14 protein-coding genes are annotated in these 16,925 nt (G+C 72.0%); 11 read left to right on the top strand and 3 right to left on the bottom strand.

The window, feature by feature from the left end; translation table 11 throughout:
- Nucleotides 1-136 precede the first annotated feature (136 nt).
- From ABZ721_RS17730 to ABZ721_RS17700, 7 genes are all read left to right on the top strand, one after another.
- Nucleotides 137-2,086 carry an acyl-CoA dehydrogenase family protein gene (locus tag ABZ721_RS17730; RefSeq protein WP_358789539.1) on the top strand — a complete coding sequence of 650 codons (1,950 nt, stop codon included), beginning with the start codon at nucleotides 137-139 and terminating at the stop codon, nucleotides 2,084-2,086.
- A 76-nt stretch (nucleotides 2,087-2,162) separates the two neighbouring features.
- On the top strand, nucleotides 2,163-3,410 hold the full coding sequence (gene dxr, locus ABZ721_RS17725) for a 1-deoxy-D-xylulose-5-phosphate reductoisomerase (RefSeq protein WP_358789538.1): 1,248 nt from the start codon (nucleotides 2,163-2,165) through the stop codon (nucleotides 3,408-3,410).
- Nucleotides 3,407-4,708 (top strand): site-2 protease family protein, encoded by a 1,302-nt coding sequence (locus ABZ721_RS17720; RefSeq protein ID WP_358789537.1) that lies wholly within the window; start codon nucleotides 3,407-3,409, stop codon nucleotides 4,706-4,708. The genes dxr and ABZ721_RS17720 overlap by 4 nt, the downstream gene beginning before the upstream one ends.
- Before the next feature lie 95 nt (nucleotides 4,709-4,803).
- Nucleotides 4,804-5,958 (top strand): flavodoxin-dependent (E)-4-hydroxy-3-methylbut-2-enyl-diphosphate synthase, encoded by a 1,155-nt coding sequence (gene ispG, locus ABZ721_RS17715; RefSeq protein WP_358789536.1) that lies wholly within the window; start codon nucleotides 4,804-4,806, stop codon nucleotides 5,956-5,958.
- Nucleotides 5,959-6,083: 125 nt separating this feature from the next.
- The gene (locus tag ABZ721_RS17710) at nucleotides 6,084-6,929 is read left to right on the top strand and encodes a GNAT family N-acetyltransferase (RefSeq protein ID WP_358789535.1); all 846 of its coding nucleotides are present in this window, start codon (nucleotides 6,084-6,086) and stop codon (nucleotides 6,927-6,929) included.
- A gap of 16 nt (nucleotides 6,930-6,945) precedes the next feature.
- A complete protein-coding gene (locus tag ABZ721_RS17705; protein ID WP_358789534.1) occupies nucleotides 6,946-7,503 on the top strand; it encodes a GNAT family N-acetyltransferase in 558 nt (185 codons plus the stop codon).
- A gap of 72 nt (nucleotides 7,504-7,575) precedes the next feature.
- Nucleotides 7,576-9,264 (top strand): proline--tRNA ligase, encoded by a 1,689-nt coding sequence (locus ABZ721_RS17700; protein ID WP_358789533.1) that lies wholly within the window; start codon nucleotides 7,576-7,578, stop codon nucleotides 9,262-9,264.
- A gap of 24 nt (nucleotides 9,265-9,288) precedes the next feature.
- On the opposite strand, the gene ABZ721_RS17695 is transcribed toward ABZ721_RS17700, so the two are convergent.
- The 3 genes from ABZ721_RS17695 to ABZ721_RS17685 all read right to left on the bottom strand — a co-directional run bounded on the left by ABZ721_RS17695 (nucleotide 9,289) and on the right by ABZ721_RS17685 (nucleotide 11,295).
- Nucleotides 9,289-10,233, bottom strand: coding sequence for an aminoglycoside phosphotransferase family protein (locus tag ABZ721_RS17695; RefSeq protein WP_358789532.1), 945 nt, complete (start codon nucleotides 10,231-10,233; stop codon nucleotides 9,289-9,291).
- Nucleotides 10,234-10,343: 110 nt separating this feature from the next.
- A complete protein-coding gene (locus ABZ721_RS17690; RefSeq protein ID WP_358789531.1) occupies nucleotides 10,344-10,772 on the bottom strand; it encodes a ferritin-like domain-containing protein in 429 nt (142 codons plus the stop codon).
- Nucleotides 10,773-10,776: 4 nt separating this feature from the next.
- Nucleotides 10,777-11,295: a hypothetical protein gene (locus ABZ721_RS17685; RefSeq protein ID WP_358789530.1), complete on the bottom strand. Its 519-nt coding sequence runs from the start codon at nucleotides 11,293-11,295 to the stop codon at nucleotides 10,777-10,779.
- 200 nt (nucleotides 11,296-11,495) lie between these two features.
- Here ABZ721_RS17685 and rimP point away from each other — a divergent pair, with 200 nt between their 5' ends.
- The 4 genes from rimP (at nucleotide 11,496) to infB (ending at nucleotide 16,761) form a co-directional block, all read left to right on the top strand.
- Nucleotides 11,496-12,047, top strand: coding sequence for a ribosome maturation factor RimP (rimP, locus tag ABZ721_RS17680; RefSeq protein ID WP_358789529.1), 552 nt, complete (start codon nucleotides 11,496-11,498; stop codon nucleotides 12,045-12,047).
- A 2-nt stretch (nucleotides 12,048-12,049) separates the two neighbouring features.
- On the top strand, nucleotides 12,050-13,069 hold the full coding sequence (nusA, locus tag ABZ721_RS17675; protein ID WP_358789528.1) for a transcription termination factor NusA: 1,020 nt from the start codon (nucleotides 12,050-12,052) through the stop codon (nucleotides 13,067-13,069).
- An 81-nt stretch (nucleotides 13,070-13,150) separates the two neighbouring features.
- Entirely contained in the window at nucleotides 13,151-13,450 is a 300-nt protein-coding gene (locus tag ABZ721_RS17670) for a YlxR family protein (protein WP_358789527.1), read from the top strand.
- A gap of 152 nt (nucleotides 13,451-13,602) precedes the next feature.
- Nucleotides 13,603-16,761, top strand: coding sequence for a translation initiation factor IF-2 (gene infB / locus ABZ721_RS17665; RefSeq protein ID WP_358789526.1), 3,159 nt, complete (start codon nucleotides 13,603-13,605; stop codon nucleotides 16,759-16,761).
- Nucleotides 16,762-16,925 lie beyond the last annotated feature (164 nt).

Genomic DNA, 16,925 nt, shown 5'->3' with positions numbered 1-16,925 from the left:
TGGGGGTGGTGGACGCCCGGGATTTGGGGTAGATACGGGCAAGTAGCACCGATCGGTAACTCGGTATCCCCGGTTGCTCGGCAGCACGGGTTCCCCGGTGGCCGACCGCGCCCGTACATCCCGACTCCGCGGCGAGGTGACCCTCTTGACCGCACCATCCGCACACAACGTTTCTGAGCGCGAGGCCCGGCAGGTGGCCGAGGCCGCCCGCGAACAGGACTGGCGGAAGCCCAGCTTCGCCAAGGAGCTGTTCCTGGGCCGCTTCCGGCTCGATCTGATCCACCCGCATCCCCAGCCGGCGCCCGGCGACGTCCAGCGCGGCGAGGAATTCCTCGCCAAACTCCAGGACTTCTGCGAGACGAAGATCGACAGCGCGCTGATCGAACGGGAGGCGCAGATCCCCGACGAGGTCATCAACGGGCTCAAGGAGCTCGGTGCCCTCGGCATGAAGATCGACACGAAGTACGGCGGCCTCGGCCTCACGCAGGTCTACTACAACAAGGCCCTGGCGCTCGTCGGCTCCGCCAACGCGGCGATCGGCGCGCTGCTCTCCGCGCACCAGTCCATCGGCGTCCCGCAGCCGCTCAAGATGTTCGGCACCCCGGAGCAGAAGGAGGCCTTCCTGCCGCGCTGCGCGCGCACCGACATCAGCGCCTTCCTGCTCACCGAACCCGACGTCGGCTCGGACCCGGCCCGGCTGGCGACCAGCGCGGTGCCGACCGAGGACGGCTCCGCGTACGTCCTGGACGGCGTCAAGCTCTGGACGACCAACGGCGTCGTCGCCGACCTGCTGGTGGTGATGGCCCGGGTGCCGAAGTCCGAGGGGCACAGGGGCGGCATCACCGCCTTCGTCGTCGAGGCGGCCTCCGAGGGCGTCACCGTCGAGCACCGCAACGCGTTCATGGGGCTGCGCGGCCTGGAGAACGGCGTCACGCGCTTCCACCGGGTCACCGTCCCCGCGGGCAACCGCATCGGCCCCGAGGGCGCCGGTCTGAAGATCGCCCTGACCACGCTGAACACCGGCCGCCTGTCGCTGCCCGCGATGTGCGTCGGGGCCGGCAAGTGGTGCCTGAAGATCGCCCGCGAGTGGTCCCTGGAACGCGAGCAGTGGGGCAAGTCCATCGCGAAGCACGAGGCGGTCGGCTCGAAGATCTCCTTCATCGCGGCGACCACGTTCGCGCTGGAGGCGATCGTGGACCTGTCGTCGCAGATGGCCGACGAGGACCGCAACGACATCCGCATCGAGGCCGCCCTCGCCAAGCTCTACGGCAGCGAGATGGGCTGCCTGATGGCCGACGAGCTGGTGCAGATCCGCGGCGGGCGCGGCTTCGAGACCGCCGCCTCCCTCGCCGCCCGCGGCGAGCGCGCCGTCCCCGCCGAGCAGGTGCTGCGCGACCTGCGCATCAACCGCATCTTCGAGGGCTCGACGGAGATCATGCACCTGCTGATCGCCCGGGAGGCCGTCGACGCGCACCTGTCCGTCGCCGGCGACCTCATCGACCCCGACAAGACCCTCGGCCACAAGGCGAAGGCCGGCGCGAAGGCCGGCGGCTTCTACGCCCGCTGGCTCCCCAAGCTCGTCGCGGGACCCGGCCAACTGCCCACGTCGTACCCCGAGTTCCACCCCGACGGCTATCCGGACCTGGCCGTCCACCTGCGGTACACCGAGCGCAGCGCGCGCAAGCTCGCCCGCTCGACGTTCCTGGCGATGGCGCGCTGGCAGGGCCGGATGGAGACCAAGCAGGGCTTCCTCGGCCGCATCGTCGACATCGGAGCGGAGCTGTTCGCGATCAGCGCGACCTGCGTGCGCGCCGAGATGCTGCGCTCGCAGGGCGAGGAGGGGCGGGCCGCCTACCAGCTCGCCGACGCGTTCTGCCGGCAGTCCCGGCTGCGCGTCGAGGAGCTCTTCACCCGGCTCTGGTCCAACACCGACGACCTGGACCGCAAGGTCGTCGACGGGGTGCTCGGCGGCGCCTACACGTGGCTGGAGTCCGGCATCGTCGACCCCAGCGGCGACGGCGCCTGGATCGGCGACGCCACCCCCGGCCCCGCCAGGACCGACAACGTCCACCGCCCCATCCGCTGACCCGGGCCGGCACGGCCCCGGACCGACACCCGCATCCCCTGTCGGAACCGACAGGGGATGCGGCCACAATGGGAGGATGACGGACTCCCTCGCAGACCCGCACCACGGCGCATTCGCGGCCGCCGCCGAGACCGGAGGACCCCGGGACATCGTGATCCTCGGGTCCACCGGATCGATCGGCACCCAGGCCATCGACGTGGTGCTGCGCAATCCCGACCGCTTCCGCGTGGTGGCGCTGTCCGCCGCCGGCGGCCGGATCGAACTGCTCGCCGAGCAGGCCCACCAGCTGCGGGTACGGACCGTGGCCGTGGCGGACGAGGCCGCCGTCGAGCCGCTGCGGCAGGCGCTCGGACGGCACTACGGCGCCGGCGAGCCGCTGCCCGAGATCCTGTCCGGGCCCGACGCCGCGACGCGGCTCGCCGCGAGCGAGTGCCACTCGGTGCTCAACGGCATCACCGGTTCGATCGGGCTGCGCCCGACGCTGGCGACCCTGGAGGCCGGCCGGGTGCTGATCCTCGCCAACAAGGAGTCGCTGATCGTGGGCGGCCCGCTGGTGAAGGCGCTCGCCAAGCCCGGCCAGATCGTCCCCGTGGACTCCGAGCACTCCGCGCTCTTCCAGGCGCTGATGGGCGGCACCCGCGACGAGGTCCGCAAGCTCGTGGTGACCGCCTCCGGCGGCCCGTTCCGCGGCCGCACCCGGGAGGAGCTGGCCGACGTCACCCCGAAGGACGCGCTCGCGCACCCGACCTGGGACATGGGCCCGGTCGTGACGATCAACTCCGCGACCCTGGTCAACAAGGGTCTGGAGGTCATCGAGGCGCACCTGCTCTACGACATCCCCTTCGACCGGATCGAGGTCGTGGTCCACCCGCAGTCGTACATTCACTCGATGGTGGAGTTCACCGACGGCTCGACGCTGGCCCAGGCGAGCCCGCCGGACATGCGCATGCCCATCGCCCTCGGCCTCGGCTGGCCCCGGCGGGTCCCGGACTCCGCACCCGCGTGCGACTGGACGAAGGCGTCGACGTGGGAATTCTTCCCGCTCGACGACGACGCGTTCCCAGCGGTGGCATTGGCGCGACATGTGGGTAGCCTCGGGGGCACCGCACCCGCGGTGTTCAACGCGGCCAACGAGGAGTGCGTCGATGCCTTCCTCGCCGGCCGGCTTCCCTTCACGGGGATCGTGGACACCGTCGCAAGGGTGGTCGAGGAACACGGCCACCCCGATCCGGGAACTCGACTGACCGTCGAGGACGTCCTTGAGGCGGAAGCGTGGGCACGGGCCCGCGCGAGGGAACTGGCTACGGAGGCAGCACGGGTATGACGGCACTCATGTGGGGCGTCGGAATCGTCATCTTCGTCGTCGGCCTGCTCTTCTCCATCGCCTGGCACGAGCTCGGCCACCTCTCCACCGCCAAGCTCTTCAAGATCCGCGTGCCGCAGTACATGGTCGGCTTCGGCCCGACGATCTGGTCGCGGCACCGGGGCGAGACCGAGTACGGCATCAAGGCGATCCCGCTCGGCGGCTACATCCGCATGATCGGGATGTTCCCGCCCGGCGCGGACGGCAAGGTCAGCGCACGCTCCACCTCGCCGTGGCGCAGCATGATAGAAGACGCCCGCTCGGCCGCGTACGAGGAGCTGCAGCCGGGCGACGAGACGCGGATGTTCTACACGCGCAAGCCGTGGAAGCGCGTCATCGTGATGTTCGCCGGGCCGTTCATGAACCTGATCCTGGCCGTCGTGCTCTTCGGGGTCTCGTTGATGGGATTCGGCCAGCTGCGGGCGACCACCACCGTCAGCAGCGTCGGCGAGTGCGTGGTCGCGGCCTCCGCCAAGTCCGACGTCTGCCCCAAGGGCGCCAAGCCGCCGCCCGCGAAGACGGCGGGCCTGCTGGCCGGCGACCGGATCGTGTCGTTCAACGGGGTCAAGGTCACCCAGTGGGACCAGCTCTCGGACCGGATCCGCGACACGATCGGCCCGGCCACCATCGAGGTCGTCCGCGGCGGCAAGACCCTCACCCTGCACGCGAACCTCGTCGAGAACACCGTCGTGCAGCGGGACGGTGACGGCAACTACGTGCGTGACAAGTACACCAAGGCCGGCTTCCTCGGCTTCTCCCCGGACAGCCAGGTGCAGACGCTCTCGCTGTCGGAGTCCGCGGACACCATGGTCACCATGACCAAGCGCAGCATCGAGGGCATCGGCGACATCCCGTCGAAGATCCCGGCGCTGTGGGGCTCGGCGTTCCAGGGCAAGGAGCGCACCCCGGACCAGCCCGTCGGGATGTACGGCGTGGCGCGGATCAGCGGCGAGATCTTCTCGTCCGACATCCCCGCGACGCAGGCGCTGGCGTTCTTCATCACGCTGCTGGCCGGCGTGAACCTCTCGCTCTTCCTGTTCAACATGCTGCCCCTGCTCCCGCTCGACGGCGGTCACATCGCCGGCGCGCTGTGGGAGTCCGTGCGCCGCAGGCTCGCCAAGCTGACCAAGCGCCCGGACCCCGGCCCCTTCGACGTGGCCAAGCTCATGCCGGTCGCCTACGTCGTCGCGGGCATCTTCATCTGCTTCACGGCCCTGGTGCTCGTGGCGGATGTCGTCAATCCGGTGACGCTCTCCTGACGGATGCGGGAGACGTGGGCGGGGTGCCGTAACCTCGGTGTCCGGAGCCCGCCCACGCCGGGACCTTGTTCCACAGCCTTGGGGATGCCAAGAACATGACCGCGATTTCGCTCGGAATGCCCGACGTTCCGATCAAGCTCGCCGAACGCCGCAAGAGCCGCCAGATCCAGGTCGGGTCGGTCGCGGTGGGCGGCGACGCGCCGGTTTCGGTCCAGTCGATGACGACGACGGTGACGGCCGACATCGGGGCGACGCTCCAGCAGATCGCCGAGCTGACGGCTTCGGGCTGCCAGATCGTGCGGGTGGCCTGCCCGACGCAGGACGACGCGGACGCGCTGGCCACCATCGCCAAGAAGTCGCAGATCCCGGTGATCGCGGACATCCACTTCCAGCCGAAGTACGTCTTCGCGGCCCTGGACGCGGGCTGCGCGGCCGTCCGCGTCAACCCCGGCAACATCAAGCAGTTCGACGACAAGGTCAAGGAGATCGCGAAGGCGGCGGCCTCGGTCGGCACCCCGATCCGGATCGGCGTCAACGCGGGCTCGCTGGACCGCCGGCTGATGGAGAAGTACGGCAAGGCCACCCCCGAGGCGCTGGTCGAGTCCGCGCTGTGGGAGTGCTCGCTGTTCGAGGAGCACGGCTTCCGGGACATCAAGATCTCGGTCAAGCACAACGACCCGGTCGTCATGGTCAACGCCTACCGGCTGCTCGCGAGCAAGTGCGACTACCCGCTCCACCTCGGCGTGACCGAGGCCGGACCGGCGTTCCAGGGCACCATCAAGTCCGCCGTCGCGTTCGGCGCGCTGCTCTCCGAGGGGATCGGCGACACGATCCGCGTCTCGCTCTCGGCGCCGCCGGTCGAGGAGATCAAGGTCGGCCTGCAGATCCTCGAGTCGCTGAACCTCAAGCAGCGCCGCCTGGAGATCGTCTCCTGCCCGTCCTGCGGCCGCGCCCAGGTCGACGTCTACAAGCTCGCCGACCAGGTCTCCGCGGGCCTGGAGGGCATGGAGGTCCCGCTCCGCGTCGCCGTCATGGGCTGCGTCGTCAACGGCCCCGGCGAGGCCCGCGAGGCCGACCTCGGTGTCGCGTCCGGCAACGGCAAGGGCCAGATCTTCGTCAAGGGCGAGGTCATCAAGACCGTCCCCGAGTCCAAGATCGTGGAGACCCTCATCGAGGAGGCGATGAAGATCGCCGAGCAGATGGAGGCGGACGGCATCGCGTCCGGCGAACCCCAGGTCAACGTGAGCTGAGCGGGGAAAGGGCCGGAGGCCACCTCCGCGAAACCGGCCGCCGCGGGGTAAAGTGCGAAGATCTCCCCCCGGCCGCGCGGCCGGGGGTGCCCCCGCCCCCCGCGGCCTGTAGGTGAGGCGCACACGTGTTGACGACGACGACCGCGAAGGTCCTGGAGGCCGGCGAACTCGACGCCGCCCTCGAAGTGCTCGACCGCGACCCCGTGTCCAACGCGTTCGTCGCCTCCCGCGTCAACGTCGCGGGCCTGGACCCCTGGCGCCTCGGCGGCGAGATGTGGGGCTGGTACTCCGGCGGCCGGCTCACCTCCCTGTGCTACGCCGGCGCCAACCTGGTGCCCATCTGCGCGGGGCCCGAGGCCGTCCGCGCCTTCGCCGAGCGGGCCCGCCGGGCGGGCCGCCGCTGCTCGTCGATCGTCGGTCCCGCCGAGCCCACCACCGAGCTGTGGTCGCTGCTCGAACCCAGCTGGGGCCCCGCCCGGGAGATCCGCGGCCGGCAGCCCCTGATGACCACCCGGGCGCTGCCCGCCGGCATCGCGCCCGACCCCCTCGTCCGCCGCGTCCGGCGCGACGAGATGGACGTGATCATGCCCGCGTGCGTGTCGATGTTCACCGAGGAGGTCGGCGTCTCCCCGCTCGCGGGGGACGGCGGGCTGCTCTACCAGGCCCGGGTCGCGGAGCTGGTCACCGCCGGCCGGTCGTTCGCCCGCATCGAGAACGGCCGGGTGGTCTTCAAGGCCGAGATCGGCGCCGTCACCCGGCACGCCTGCCAGATCCAGGGCGTCTGGGTGGCCCCGGAGTACCGCGGGCAGGGCCTGTCGGAGGCCGGGATGGCCGCGGTGCTGCACTACGCGCTGCGGGACGTGGCCCCGGTCGCGAGCCTGTACGTCAACGACTTCAACGCACCCGCCCGCGCTTCCTACCGCAGGGTGGGATTCACCGAGGTCGGAGCCTTCATGAGCGTGCTGTTCTGACGTAATGTCGCGTCCCATGGAAGCTGTCGCGGTCGGCCGTCTCGACCTCGGGGAACGGGTCGACGAAGCCCTCGCCGTACAGGCCCTCGCCTTCGGTCTCGACGCCGACGAGATCGCCATCCGCCGCCAGATCGTGCTGCGCCACCTCGCCTGCCCCGGCGCCCGCTCGCTGGGCGCCACCACCGAGGACGGGCGGCTCGTCGGCTTCGTCTACGGCATGCCCAACGACCGGGCGCACTGGTGGTCCACCGTCGTCCAGCCGTACATGCGCCAACGCGGCACCGAGCAGTGGCTCGACGGCTCCTTCGTCATCACAGAGCTGCACGTGCTGCCCGCCTTCCAGGGCCTGGGCATCGGACGGCAGCTGATCACCACCATCACCGACACGGCCGCCGAGCCGCGCAGCATCCTCTCCGCGATCGACGTGGAGAGCCCCGCCCGCCACCTCTACCGGGCGCTGGGCTACCAGGACCTGGCCCGCCCCGTGCACTTCCCCAGCGCGACGAGCCCGTACGCGGTGATGGGCGCGCCCCTGCCGCTGCGCCGGCCCGACCGGCCCCGGGGCGCCGCGTAACGCGTTTCCGTGCCGGCGGGCGGGCTGGATATCCTCGCGGGAATCCCCGTCAAGCCCCCTTGGAGAGCCACCATGGTCCTGCGCATGTCCCGTCTGATGCTCAAGACGCTGCGCGACGACCCGGCCGACGCCGAGACCGCCAGCCACAAGCTGCTGGTCCGCGCCGGCTTCGTCCGCCGCTCCTCGGCCGGCGTCTGGATCTGGCTGCCGCTCGGCAAGCGGGTCCTGGAGAACGTCTCCCGCGTCGTCCGCGAGGAGATGGACGCCATCGGCGGCCAGGAGGTGCTGCTGCCGGCCCTGCTGCCGCGCGAGCACTACGAGACGACCGGCCGCGCGGGCGAGTACGGCGACCTGCTCTTCCAGCTCAAGGACCGCAAGGGCGCGGACTACGTCCTCGGCCCGACCCACGAGGAGATCTTCACCCAGGTGGTGAAGGACCAGTGCACGTCCTACAAGGACCTGCCGGTGATCCTCTACCAGATCCAGACGAAGTACCGGGACGAGGCCCGCCCGCGCTCCGGCGTGCTGCGCGGCCGCGAGTTCCAGATGAAGGACTCGTACTCCTTCGACACCACGGACGAGGGGCTGGCCGAGGCGTACCGGGCGCACCGCGACGCGTATATCCGGATCTTCACCCGGCTCGGCTTCGACTACCGGATCGTCTCGGCGGTCTCCGGCGCGATGGGCGGCTCCGCCTCCGAGGAGTTCCTCGCCCCCGCCGAGGCCGGCGAGGACACCTTCGTGGACTGCCCGGCCTGCGAGTACGCGGCGAACACCGAGGCCGTCACCACGGTCGTGCCGCCCGTCGAGGGCGCGGAGCACGGCCCCGTCGAGGAGCTGGACACCCCCGACACCCCGACCATCGAGACGCTCGCCGCGCACCTGGGCGTCCCGGCGTCCGCGACGCTGAAGAACCTGCTGGTGAAGGTCGACGGCAAGATCACCGCGGTCGGCGTCCCCGGTGACCGCGAGGTCGACCTCGGCAAGCTCGGCGAGCACCTCGCCCCGGCCGTCGTCGAACTGGTCACGGCCGAGGACTTCGAGGGCCGCCCCGAGCTGGTCCGCGGCTACGTGGGCCCGCAGGGCCTGCACGGCATCGAGTACCTCGCCGACCCGCGCATCGCCCGGGGCACCGCCTGGATCACCGGCGCCAACGCCCCGGGCAAGCACGCGCGCAACGTCGTCTGCGGCCGCGACTTCGAGGTCGACCGCTACCTCGACGTCGTCACCGTGCGGCCCGGCGACCCCTGCCCGCGCTGCGGGGCGGGGCTGCGGCTGGACCGGGCGATCGAGATCGGTCACATCTTCCAGCTCGGCCGCAAGTACGCCGACGCCTTCCAGCTCGACGTGCTCGGGCAGCAGGGCAAGCCGGTGCGGGTGACCATGGGCTCCTACGGCATCGGCGTCTCCCGCGCGGTCGCCGCCCTCGCCGAGCAGACCGCCGACGACCAGGGCCTGTGCTGGCCCCGGGAGGTGGCCCCCGCCGACGTGCACCTCGTCGCGGCGGGCAAGGCCCTGCAGACCGAGCTGGCGCTCGACGTCGCGGAGAAGCTGCACGCGGCGGGCGTGCGGGTGCTGCTCGACGACCGGGCCGGGGTGTCGCCCGGCGTGAAGTTCACCGACGCGGAGCTCATCGGCGTGCCGCAGATCCTCGTCGTCGGGCGCCGCGCCGCCGAGGGCGTCGTGGAGCTGAAGGACCGCCGGTCGGGCGAGCGGGTCGAGCTGACGGTCGACGAGGCGCTGGCCCGGCTGACCGGCTGACGCGGCCCGGCCGGCCGGTGCGGGCTACAGCCAGCCGGCGAACTCCAGCAGGAGTTCGCCGGTCTGGCGGTCGCCTGCCGACAGCGACCTGACGCCCGCGTCGACCGCCCGGAAGCAGCTCCAGCCGCGCAGCCGCTCCGGGTCCACGTCGAGCGCGGCGGCGAGCTTCGCGACCCGGCGGCGGGCGGCGGCCTGCGGCCCGGGAGCGGCGGCCAGCGTCTCCAACCGGTCCCTGACCAGCCAGGCCAGGTCGTACGCCCGGTCGCCGACCAGCGGCTTGGGGTCGATGGCCAGCCACGGGCTGCGCTCGGCGGCCAGCACGTTGCCATGCTGGTAGTCGCCGTGCAGCAGCACGTCCTCCACCGCCGTGGCCAGCAGCTGCTCGCGCAGCGCCAGCGCCTCGTCGACCAGCGGGCGCACCTCCGCCGCCCAGGGCTCCTCACCGAGCTCCCGCAGCCGGTCGGCGAGACCGGCGGTGTGGTCGGCGACCGAGGTGAACGGATGGCCGTCGGCCGGCGCCACCCACAGCCGCTGCAGGGTCGCCGTCGCCTCGAGCATCGCCTTGGGCTCCGGCAGGGAGCGCAGCGACACTTCGCCCTGCGCCCGCTCCAGCAGCATCGCGCCCTGCGCGGGCTCCGCGCGCAGCAGCCGGACCGCGCCGCGGCCGTCCCAGTGGGCCAGCGCGGCGTGCTCGTGTTCCGTCTCGGCGGTGACCAGGCCCAGCTTCAGCACGGCGGGGGTGTCGTCCGCCGTCCTGACCAGCACGATCATGCTGATCCGGCCGCCGGGGGTGAAAACCCGCTCCGGCCGCAGCTCCCACCGCTCCAGCGTTCCGGCCACCCGGTCCGGCAGCTCCGCGAGCCACTTCCGGCCCGCGTCGCCCTCCCAGGTGCCGATCGTGTGGACCAGCCGGTCGGGCGGATCCAGCGGAACGGTGCCGGGGCCGCCGGGCTGCGGTGCTGAAGCCATGGTCGTGCTGTCCCTCCGTGGATCTTTCGCGGGCGAGCCTCCCCGCACGGAGATGCCTTCCCGTTCTGCCGGGCCGTACAGCCCACGCGCGGCCCTTTACGGGGCGGCTGTCAGGGTGCGCTCCGCTCGGCCAACCCGGGGAAGGCTACGCTGCCGCCGCGCCACCGCACGGCACGCACCGCCGCCTCGCGCAGGGCTCCCGCCGCGTCCCGGCGGGCCTGCCCGGTGGCCGCGCGGACCAGATCACCGTAGACGCCGGCGACCCGGTCCTCGATCACGGCGGCCAGCCGCACGGCCGCGGCGCTGTCGGTCACCGGGAACGGCAGCGCGTACCCGGCGTCGGCCGGCACCGGCTCCGCGCCCAGGTCCCGCACGGTGCGGCTCAGCGCGTCGCGGCGCGCGCGGTGCGAGGTGTGGGCGGCGCGGGCGTCGGCGGTGCGCGGCTTCGCGACCCGCGCGCCTATCACCCCGTAGGCGTACACGGCGGCGTGTTCCGCCGCGAGCGCGGCCTGGAGCGCGTCCAGCGTCTGCTGCGCCATCTGCTCAGCCCTTCCCCGTCAGCAGGAGCACGTGCGCGGCCCCGGCGGCGGCCACCGAGGCCAGCAGCCGCGCCAGCTCCGGCGGCGCGTCGAGCAGCGCGGTCGCGCGGGCGTCCGCTAGCCGGCGCTCGGCGTCGGCGAGGGTGCCGAGGGTGGGCGGGACGGTGGTGACGGTCGTGCCGGCCGGGGCGGGCTTCGGCGCCGGGGCGCCGAACGCCTGGGCGTGCCGGGCGACTTCGGCCCGCAGCGGCGCCAGCCGCGCGGTCAGCTCCGGGCGGGACGCGATGAGGCCGTCGTAGCGCGCGAGGAGCGCGGTGCTGTCCGCGGCGGCGCGCGCCCGCAGCGCCGCACCCGGTACGGCCGGGGGAGTGGGGTGCGCGGTGTCCGCCGCGGCCGGGGTCCCGCCCGAACAGCCGGTGGCGAGCCCGGCCAGCGTCGCCAGCCCGCCCGCGCCGACCGCCAGCGGCACTCCCGCGGCCGAGGCCAGTACCGTTCGTCTGCCCGGCGTCGCTCTGCCAGTCACCGCGCCCCCTCCCCTGATCACCGACCTGAGCGTACCGGCCGGACCGGGCGTTCCGTCCCGTGCCCGCCCCGGCGCCGGGCACGGTCCGGGCACCGGGGGCGGCGCACGCCGAATCGTCGTTCCGGTGCCGGAACAGATAGGCTTTGGGGCGACACGCGACCTTCCATACAACAGCACACGCGGCCGAGGAGTCACCCGGGATGAGCACCACCCAGAGCGAGAGGCTGCGCGGATTGCTGGAGCCGCTCGTCGCCAAGACGGGTCTGGATCTGGAAGAGGTCACCGTGACCTCCGCGGGCAGCCGGCGCCAGCTGATGGTCGTGGTGGACTCCGACGACGGTGTGCACCTCGACGCGGTCGCCGAGCTGAGCCGCGAGATCGCCCAGGTGCTCGACGACACGGACGCGATGGGCCAGGGCGAGTACGTCCTGGAGGTCAGCTCCCCGGGCACCGACCGGCCGCTGACCACGCCGCGGCACTTCCGCCGCAACGAGGGCCGGCTGGTCAAGCTGACCCTGAACAACCACGAGGAACTGATCGCGCGGATCATGACGCTGGACGAGACGGGCCTCGACCTGGAGGTCCCGGGCGTCAAGGGGCGCAAGCCCAAGCCGCGCCGGGTGGAGTTCGCGGAGATCGCGAAGGCCCGGGTCGAGATCGAGTTCAACCGCAAGAACAAGGACGACGACGTCGACGCAGCGGATACGGCCGACGCCGACACCGACAGCGACGAGAGCATTGAGGAGGCGTAGCCGTGGACATCGACATGAAGGCCCTGCGGGGTTTGGTGCAGGAGAGGCAGATTTCGTTCGACCTGCTGGTCGGGGCGATCGAGTCGGCGCTCCTCATCGCCTACCACCGGGAGCCGGGCAGCCACCGCCGCGCACGGGTGGAGCTCGACAAGACGTCGGGTCACGTCACGGTGTGGGCGAAGGAGGACCCGTCCGAGGTCGCCGAGGGCGCCGAGCCCCGCGAGTTCGACGACACCCCCTCCGGGTTCGGCCGGATCGCGGCCTCCACCGCGAAGCAGGTCATCCTGCAGCGGCTGCGGGACGCGGAGGACGACATCACGTTCGGCGAGTACGCCGGCCGTGAGGGCGACATCGTCTCCGGTGTGGTCCAGCAGGGCATGGACGCCAAGAACGTGCTGGTCGACATCGGCAAGATGGAGGCCATCCTCCCGGTGCAGGAGCAGGTGCCGGGCGAGGACTACAAGCACGGCGTGCGGCTGCGCTCCTACGTCGTCCGCGTCGCCAAGGGCGTGCGCGGCCCGTCGGTGACGCTGTCGCGCTCGCACCCGAACCTGGTGCGCGCCCTGTTCAAGATGGAGGTCCCGGAGATCGCGGACGGCTCGGTCGTCATCGAGGCGATCGCCCGCGAGGCCGGCCACCGGACGAAGATGGCGGTGCGCTCCACCCGCTCGGGGCTGAACGCCAAGGGCGCCTGCATCGGCCCGATGGGCTCCCGCGTGCGGGCGGTCATGGCGGAGCTGCAGGGTGAGAAGATCGATATCGTGGACTGGTCGGACGATCCGGCCGACATGGTGGCGAACGCCCTGTCGCCGGCCCGGGTCTCCCGCGTCGAGGTCGTCGACCTGGCGGCCCGTTCCGCCCGGGTGACCGTGCCGGACTACCAGCTGTCGCTCGCCATCGGCAAGGAGGGGCAGAACGCCCGCCTCGCCGCCCGGCTGACCGGCTGGCGGATCGACATCCGTCCCGACGTCGAGCCCGAGGACGCCGCCAAGCCCGGCGAAACGGACGATCCGCAGGGCTGAACGTCAACTCACGACTGACCGAACAACCGTGTGTCGATTAACCCGAAGGGGTGAGGTCGGCGCGGGGAGGTAGACTTAGCAGTGTCTGGCCGGACGCGTTCCCTTGCGTGCCCTGAGCGAACCTGTGTGGGTTGCCGGGAACGGGTGGCCAAGAACGATCTGCTGCGTGTGGCGGTGAGCGGTGACGCGTGCGTCCCCGATCTTCGCGGTACGCTGCCCGGTCGGGGTGCTCACCTGCACCCTGACCTGGTCTGTTTTGACCTGGCGGTTCGCCGCCGGGCCTTCTCCAGGGCCTTCAGGACCCAGGAGACGTTCGACACCGCGGAACTCCGCCGGTACGTCGAGCAGCACACCAAGCCCGTCGAAGTGGCGGCACCGTAAGTGAACGGCACGGGTATCCGTGCGGTCAGGTACCTCGCGAGTCGGAAGTAGGTCGAGATTGCGATGAGCACCACTCGATGAGTACGCGATGAGTACGAGCATGAAGTAGCGACGGTCCGGCGGACGATCACCCCGGACCTAAAAGGAGCGAAGTGGCTAAGGTCCGGGTATACGAACTCGCCAAGGAGTTCGGAGTTGAGAGCAAGGTCGTCATGGCCAAGCTCCAAGAACTTGGTGAATTCGTACGTTCGGCGTCCTCGACGATCGAGGCGCCGGTTGTTCGCAAGTTGACTGACGCTTTGCAGGGGCCCGGTGGCGGAAACGCCGCGAAGCCCGCTGCCAAGCCCGGCGCGCCCCGCAAGGCGACGCCTGCCAAGCCTGGCGCCCCCACCCCGGGTGCGCCGGCCCGTCCCGCTGCGCCGGCTCCCAAGCCGGCCGCGGACGCCCCCGTAACCCCGGCGGCTCCGGCCGCCACGGGCACCGGCTCCACGCCGGCCGGCCCCCGTCCGGGTCCGAAGCCGGCCCCGGTCAAGCCCGCCCCGGCGGCTCCGGTCCCGGTCGCGGAGTTCTCCGCCCCGGCTCCGGCCCAGCAGACGCAGCAGGCGCCCCAGGCCCCGGCGGCCTCCGCCCCGGCGGCCCCGGCCGCCGCGCCGCGCCCGGCGGGTGCCACTCCCGGCCCCCGCCCGGCACGTCCGGCCCCGGCACAGCGCGAAGAGCGCCGTGACGGCGGTCAGCGTGACGCCGCCCCCCGTGGCGACCGTCCGGCCCGTCCGGCCGGCCAGGGTGCGCCCGGTGGCGCCCCCCGTCCCGGTGGCGCCCGTCCGGCGGGTCCCCGTCCGGGCAACAACCCCTTCACCTCCGGTGGCTCCACCGGGATGCAGCGCCCCGGTGGCGCCCCGCGTCCCGGCGGTGGCGGCCAGGGTGCCCCCGGCGGCGAGCGTCCCGCTCGCCCCGCCGGCACGGGCGGTCCCGGTGGCGCTCCGCGTCCCGGCGGCACCCCGCGTCCCGGTGGCGCTCCCGGTGGTCCCGGTCGTCCGGCTCCCGGTGGCATGCCCCGCCCGCAGAGCGCGGGCCCGCGCCCGAACCCGGGCATGATGCCGCAGCGTCCCGCCCCGTCCGGTGGTCCCGGCGGCCGCTCCGGCGGTCCCGGCGCCCGTCCCGGTGGCGGTCCCGGTGCCCGTCCCGGTGGCGGCAGCGGTGGTCCCGGTGCCCGTCCCGGTGGTGGCGGCGGCGGCTTCGCCGGCCGTCCGGCCGGTCCCGGTGCGCGTCCCGGCGGCTTCGGCGGCCCGCGTCCCGGCGGTGCTCCCGGCGGTGGCGGCGGCTTCGGCCCCCGTCCCGGTGGGTTCGGCGGTCGCCCCGGCGGCCCCAACGCCCGTGGTGGCACGCAGGGCGCCTTCGGCCGCGGCCCGAACGGCCGTCCGGCCCGTGGGCGCAAGTCGAAGCGCCAGCGTCGCCAGGAGTACGAGAGCATGCAGGCCCCGTCCGTGGGCGGCGTGCTGCTGCCCCGCGGCAACGGTGCCGCCGTACGCCTGCGTCGCGGCTCCTCGCTCACCGACTTCGCCGAGAAGATCAACGCCAACCCGGCGTCGCTCGTCCAGGTGATGTTGAACCTCGGCGAGATGGTCACGGCGACGCAGTCGGTCCCCGACGCGACGCTGCAGCTGCTCGCCGACGAGATGAACTACGTCCTGGAGATCGTCAGCCCGGAGGAGGAGGACCGCGAGCTGCTCGAGTCCTTCGACATCGAGTTCGGCGAGGACGAGGGCGGCGAGGAAGAGCTCGTCTCCCGTCCGCCGGTCGTGACCGTCATGGGTCACGTCGACCACGGTAAGACCCGCCTCCTCGACGCGATCCGCAAGACCAACGTCGTGGCCGGCGAGGCCGGTGGCATCACCCAGCACATCGGTGCCTACCAGGTCGCGGCCGAGGTCAACGGCGAGGACCGCAAGATCACCTTCATTGACACCCCCGGTCACGAGGCGTTCACCGCCATGCGTGCCCGTGGTGCCAAGTCGACCGACATCGCGATCCTCGTGGTGGCGGCCAACGACGGTGTCATGCCGCAGACGATCGAGGCGCTGAACCACGCCAAGGCGGCCGGTGTGCCGATCGTGGTCGCGGTCAACAAGATCGACGTCGAGGGCGCCGACCCCGTCAAGGTGCGCGGTCAGCTGACCGAGTTCGGCCTCGTGGCCGAGGAGTACGGCGGCGACACCATGTTCGTCGACATCTCCGCCAAGCAGGGCCTGCACATCGACAGCCTGCTGGAGGCCGTGGTCCTCACCGCGGACGCCTCGCTCGACCTGCGGGCCAACCCGGAGCAGGACGCACAGGGCATCGCGATCGAGGCCCACCTCGACCGCGGCCGCGGCGCCGTGGCGACCGTGCTCGTGCAGCGCGGCACCCTGCGCATCGGCGACACCATGGTGGTCGGCGACGCGTACGGCCGAGTCCGCGCGATGCTCGACGACCGTGGCAACAACCTGGAAGAAGCGGGCCCCTCGACTCCGGTCATGGTGCTCGGCCTCACCAACGTGCCTGGCGCCGGCGACAACTTCCTCGTTGTCGACGACGACCGCACGGCCCGGCAGATCGCCGAGAAGCGTGCCGCCCGTGAGCGGAACGCGGCGTTCGCCCGCAAGGGTGTCCGGTTCTCCCTGGAGAACCTGGACGAGGCCCTGCAGGCCGGCCTGGTGCAGCAGCTCAACCTCATCATCAAGGGCGACGCGTCCGGTTCGGTCGAAGCGCTCGAGTCCTCGCTCATGCAGCTGGACGTCGGTGCCGAGGTCGACCTGCGCATCCTGCACCGCGGTGTGGGTGCGGTCACCGAGTCGGACATCAACCTGGCATCGGGTTCCGACGCCATCGTCATCGGCTTCAACGTGCGCGCCGAAGGCCGCGCCACGCAGTTGGCCGAGCGCGAGGGTGTCGACGTCCGGTACTACTCGGTGATCTACCAGGTCATCGATGAGATCGAGGCGGCCCTGAAGGGCATGCTCAAGCCGGAGTACGAGGAGGTCGAGCTCGGCACCGCCGAGATCCGCGACGTCTTCCGCTCCTCCAAGCTGGGCAACATCGCCGGTGTCCTCATCCGCTCGGGCGAGGTCAAGCGCAACACCAAGGCGCGACTGCTGCGCGATGGCAAGGTCATCGCGGAGAACCTCAACATCGAGGGTCTGCGCCGGTTCAAGGACGACGTCACCGAGATTCGCGAAGGCTACGAGGGCGGTATCAACCTCGGCAGCTACAACGACATCAAGGTCGACGACGTCATCGCGACGTACGAGATGCGCGAGAAGCCGCGCGGCTGATCGCCCACCCGCCGCCCGGCCACCACCCCTGGTGGGCCGTGCTGCGCACGGGCAGTGCATTTCACCGGGGCCGGTCGGCGGAGATATTCCGTCGATCGGCCCCGGCCGTTGCGTGTACCGTTCACATCATGGATCGCCCCTGTCACCAGGGGCGTCACGACGAG

This window comes from Streptomyces sp. NPDC006733 (assembly GCF_040636125.1).
GTDB lineage: Bacteria > Actinomycetota > Actinomycetes > Streptomycetales > Streptomycetaceae > Actinacidiphila.
The sequence above is the reverse complement of the archived record's forward strand: the minus strand, read 5'-3'. Positions and strand labels throughout refer to the sequence as shown.

What these genes read in the sequence shown, in the direction of transcription:
- dxr (WP_358789538.1), top strand. Translation starts at nt 2,163, where the DNA reads ATGACGGACTCCCTCGCAGACCCGCACCACGGCGCATTCGCGGCCGCC.
- ABZ721_RS17720 (WP_358789537.1), top strand. Translation starts at nt 3,407, where the DNA reads ATGACGGCACTCATGTGGGGCGTCGGAATCGTCATCTTCGTCGTCGGC.
- ispG (WP_358789536.1), top strand. Translation starts at nt 4,804, where the DNA reads ATGACCGCGATTTCGCTCGGAATGCCCGACGTTCCGATCAAGCTCGCC.
- ABZ721_RS17705 (WP_358789534.1), top strand. Translation starts at nt 6,946, where the DNA reads ATGGAAGCTGTCGCGGTCGGCCGTCTCGACCTCGGGGAACGGGTCGAC.
- ABZ721_RS17700 (WP_358789533.1), top strand. Translation starts at nt 7,576, where the DNA reads ATGGTCCTGCGCATGTCCCGTCTGATGCTCAAGACGCTGCGCGACGAC.
- ABZ721_RS17695 (WP_358789532.1), bottom strand. Translation starts at nt 10,233, where the DNA reads ATGGCTTCAGCACCGCAGCCCGGCGGCCCCGGCACCGTTCCGCTGGAT.
- ABZ721_RS17690 (WP_358789531.1), bottom strand. Translation starts at nt 10,772, where the DNA reads ATGGCGCAGCAGACGCTGGACGCGCTCCAGGCCGCGCTCGCGGCGGAA.
- rimP (WP_358789529.1), top strand. Translation starts at nt 11,496, where the DNA reads ATGAGCACCACCCAGAGCGAGAGGCTGCGCGGATTGCTGGAGCCGCTC.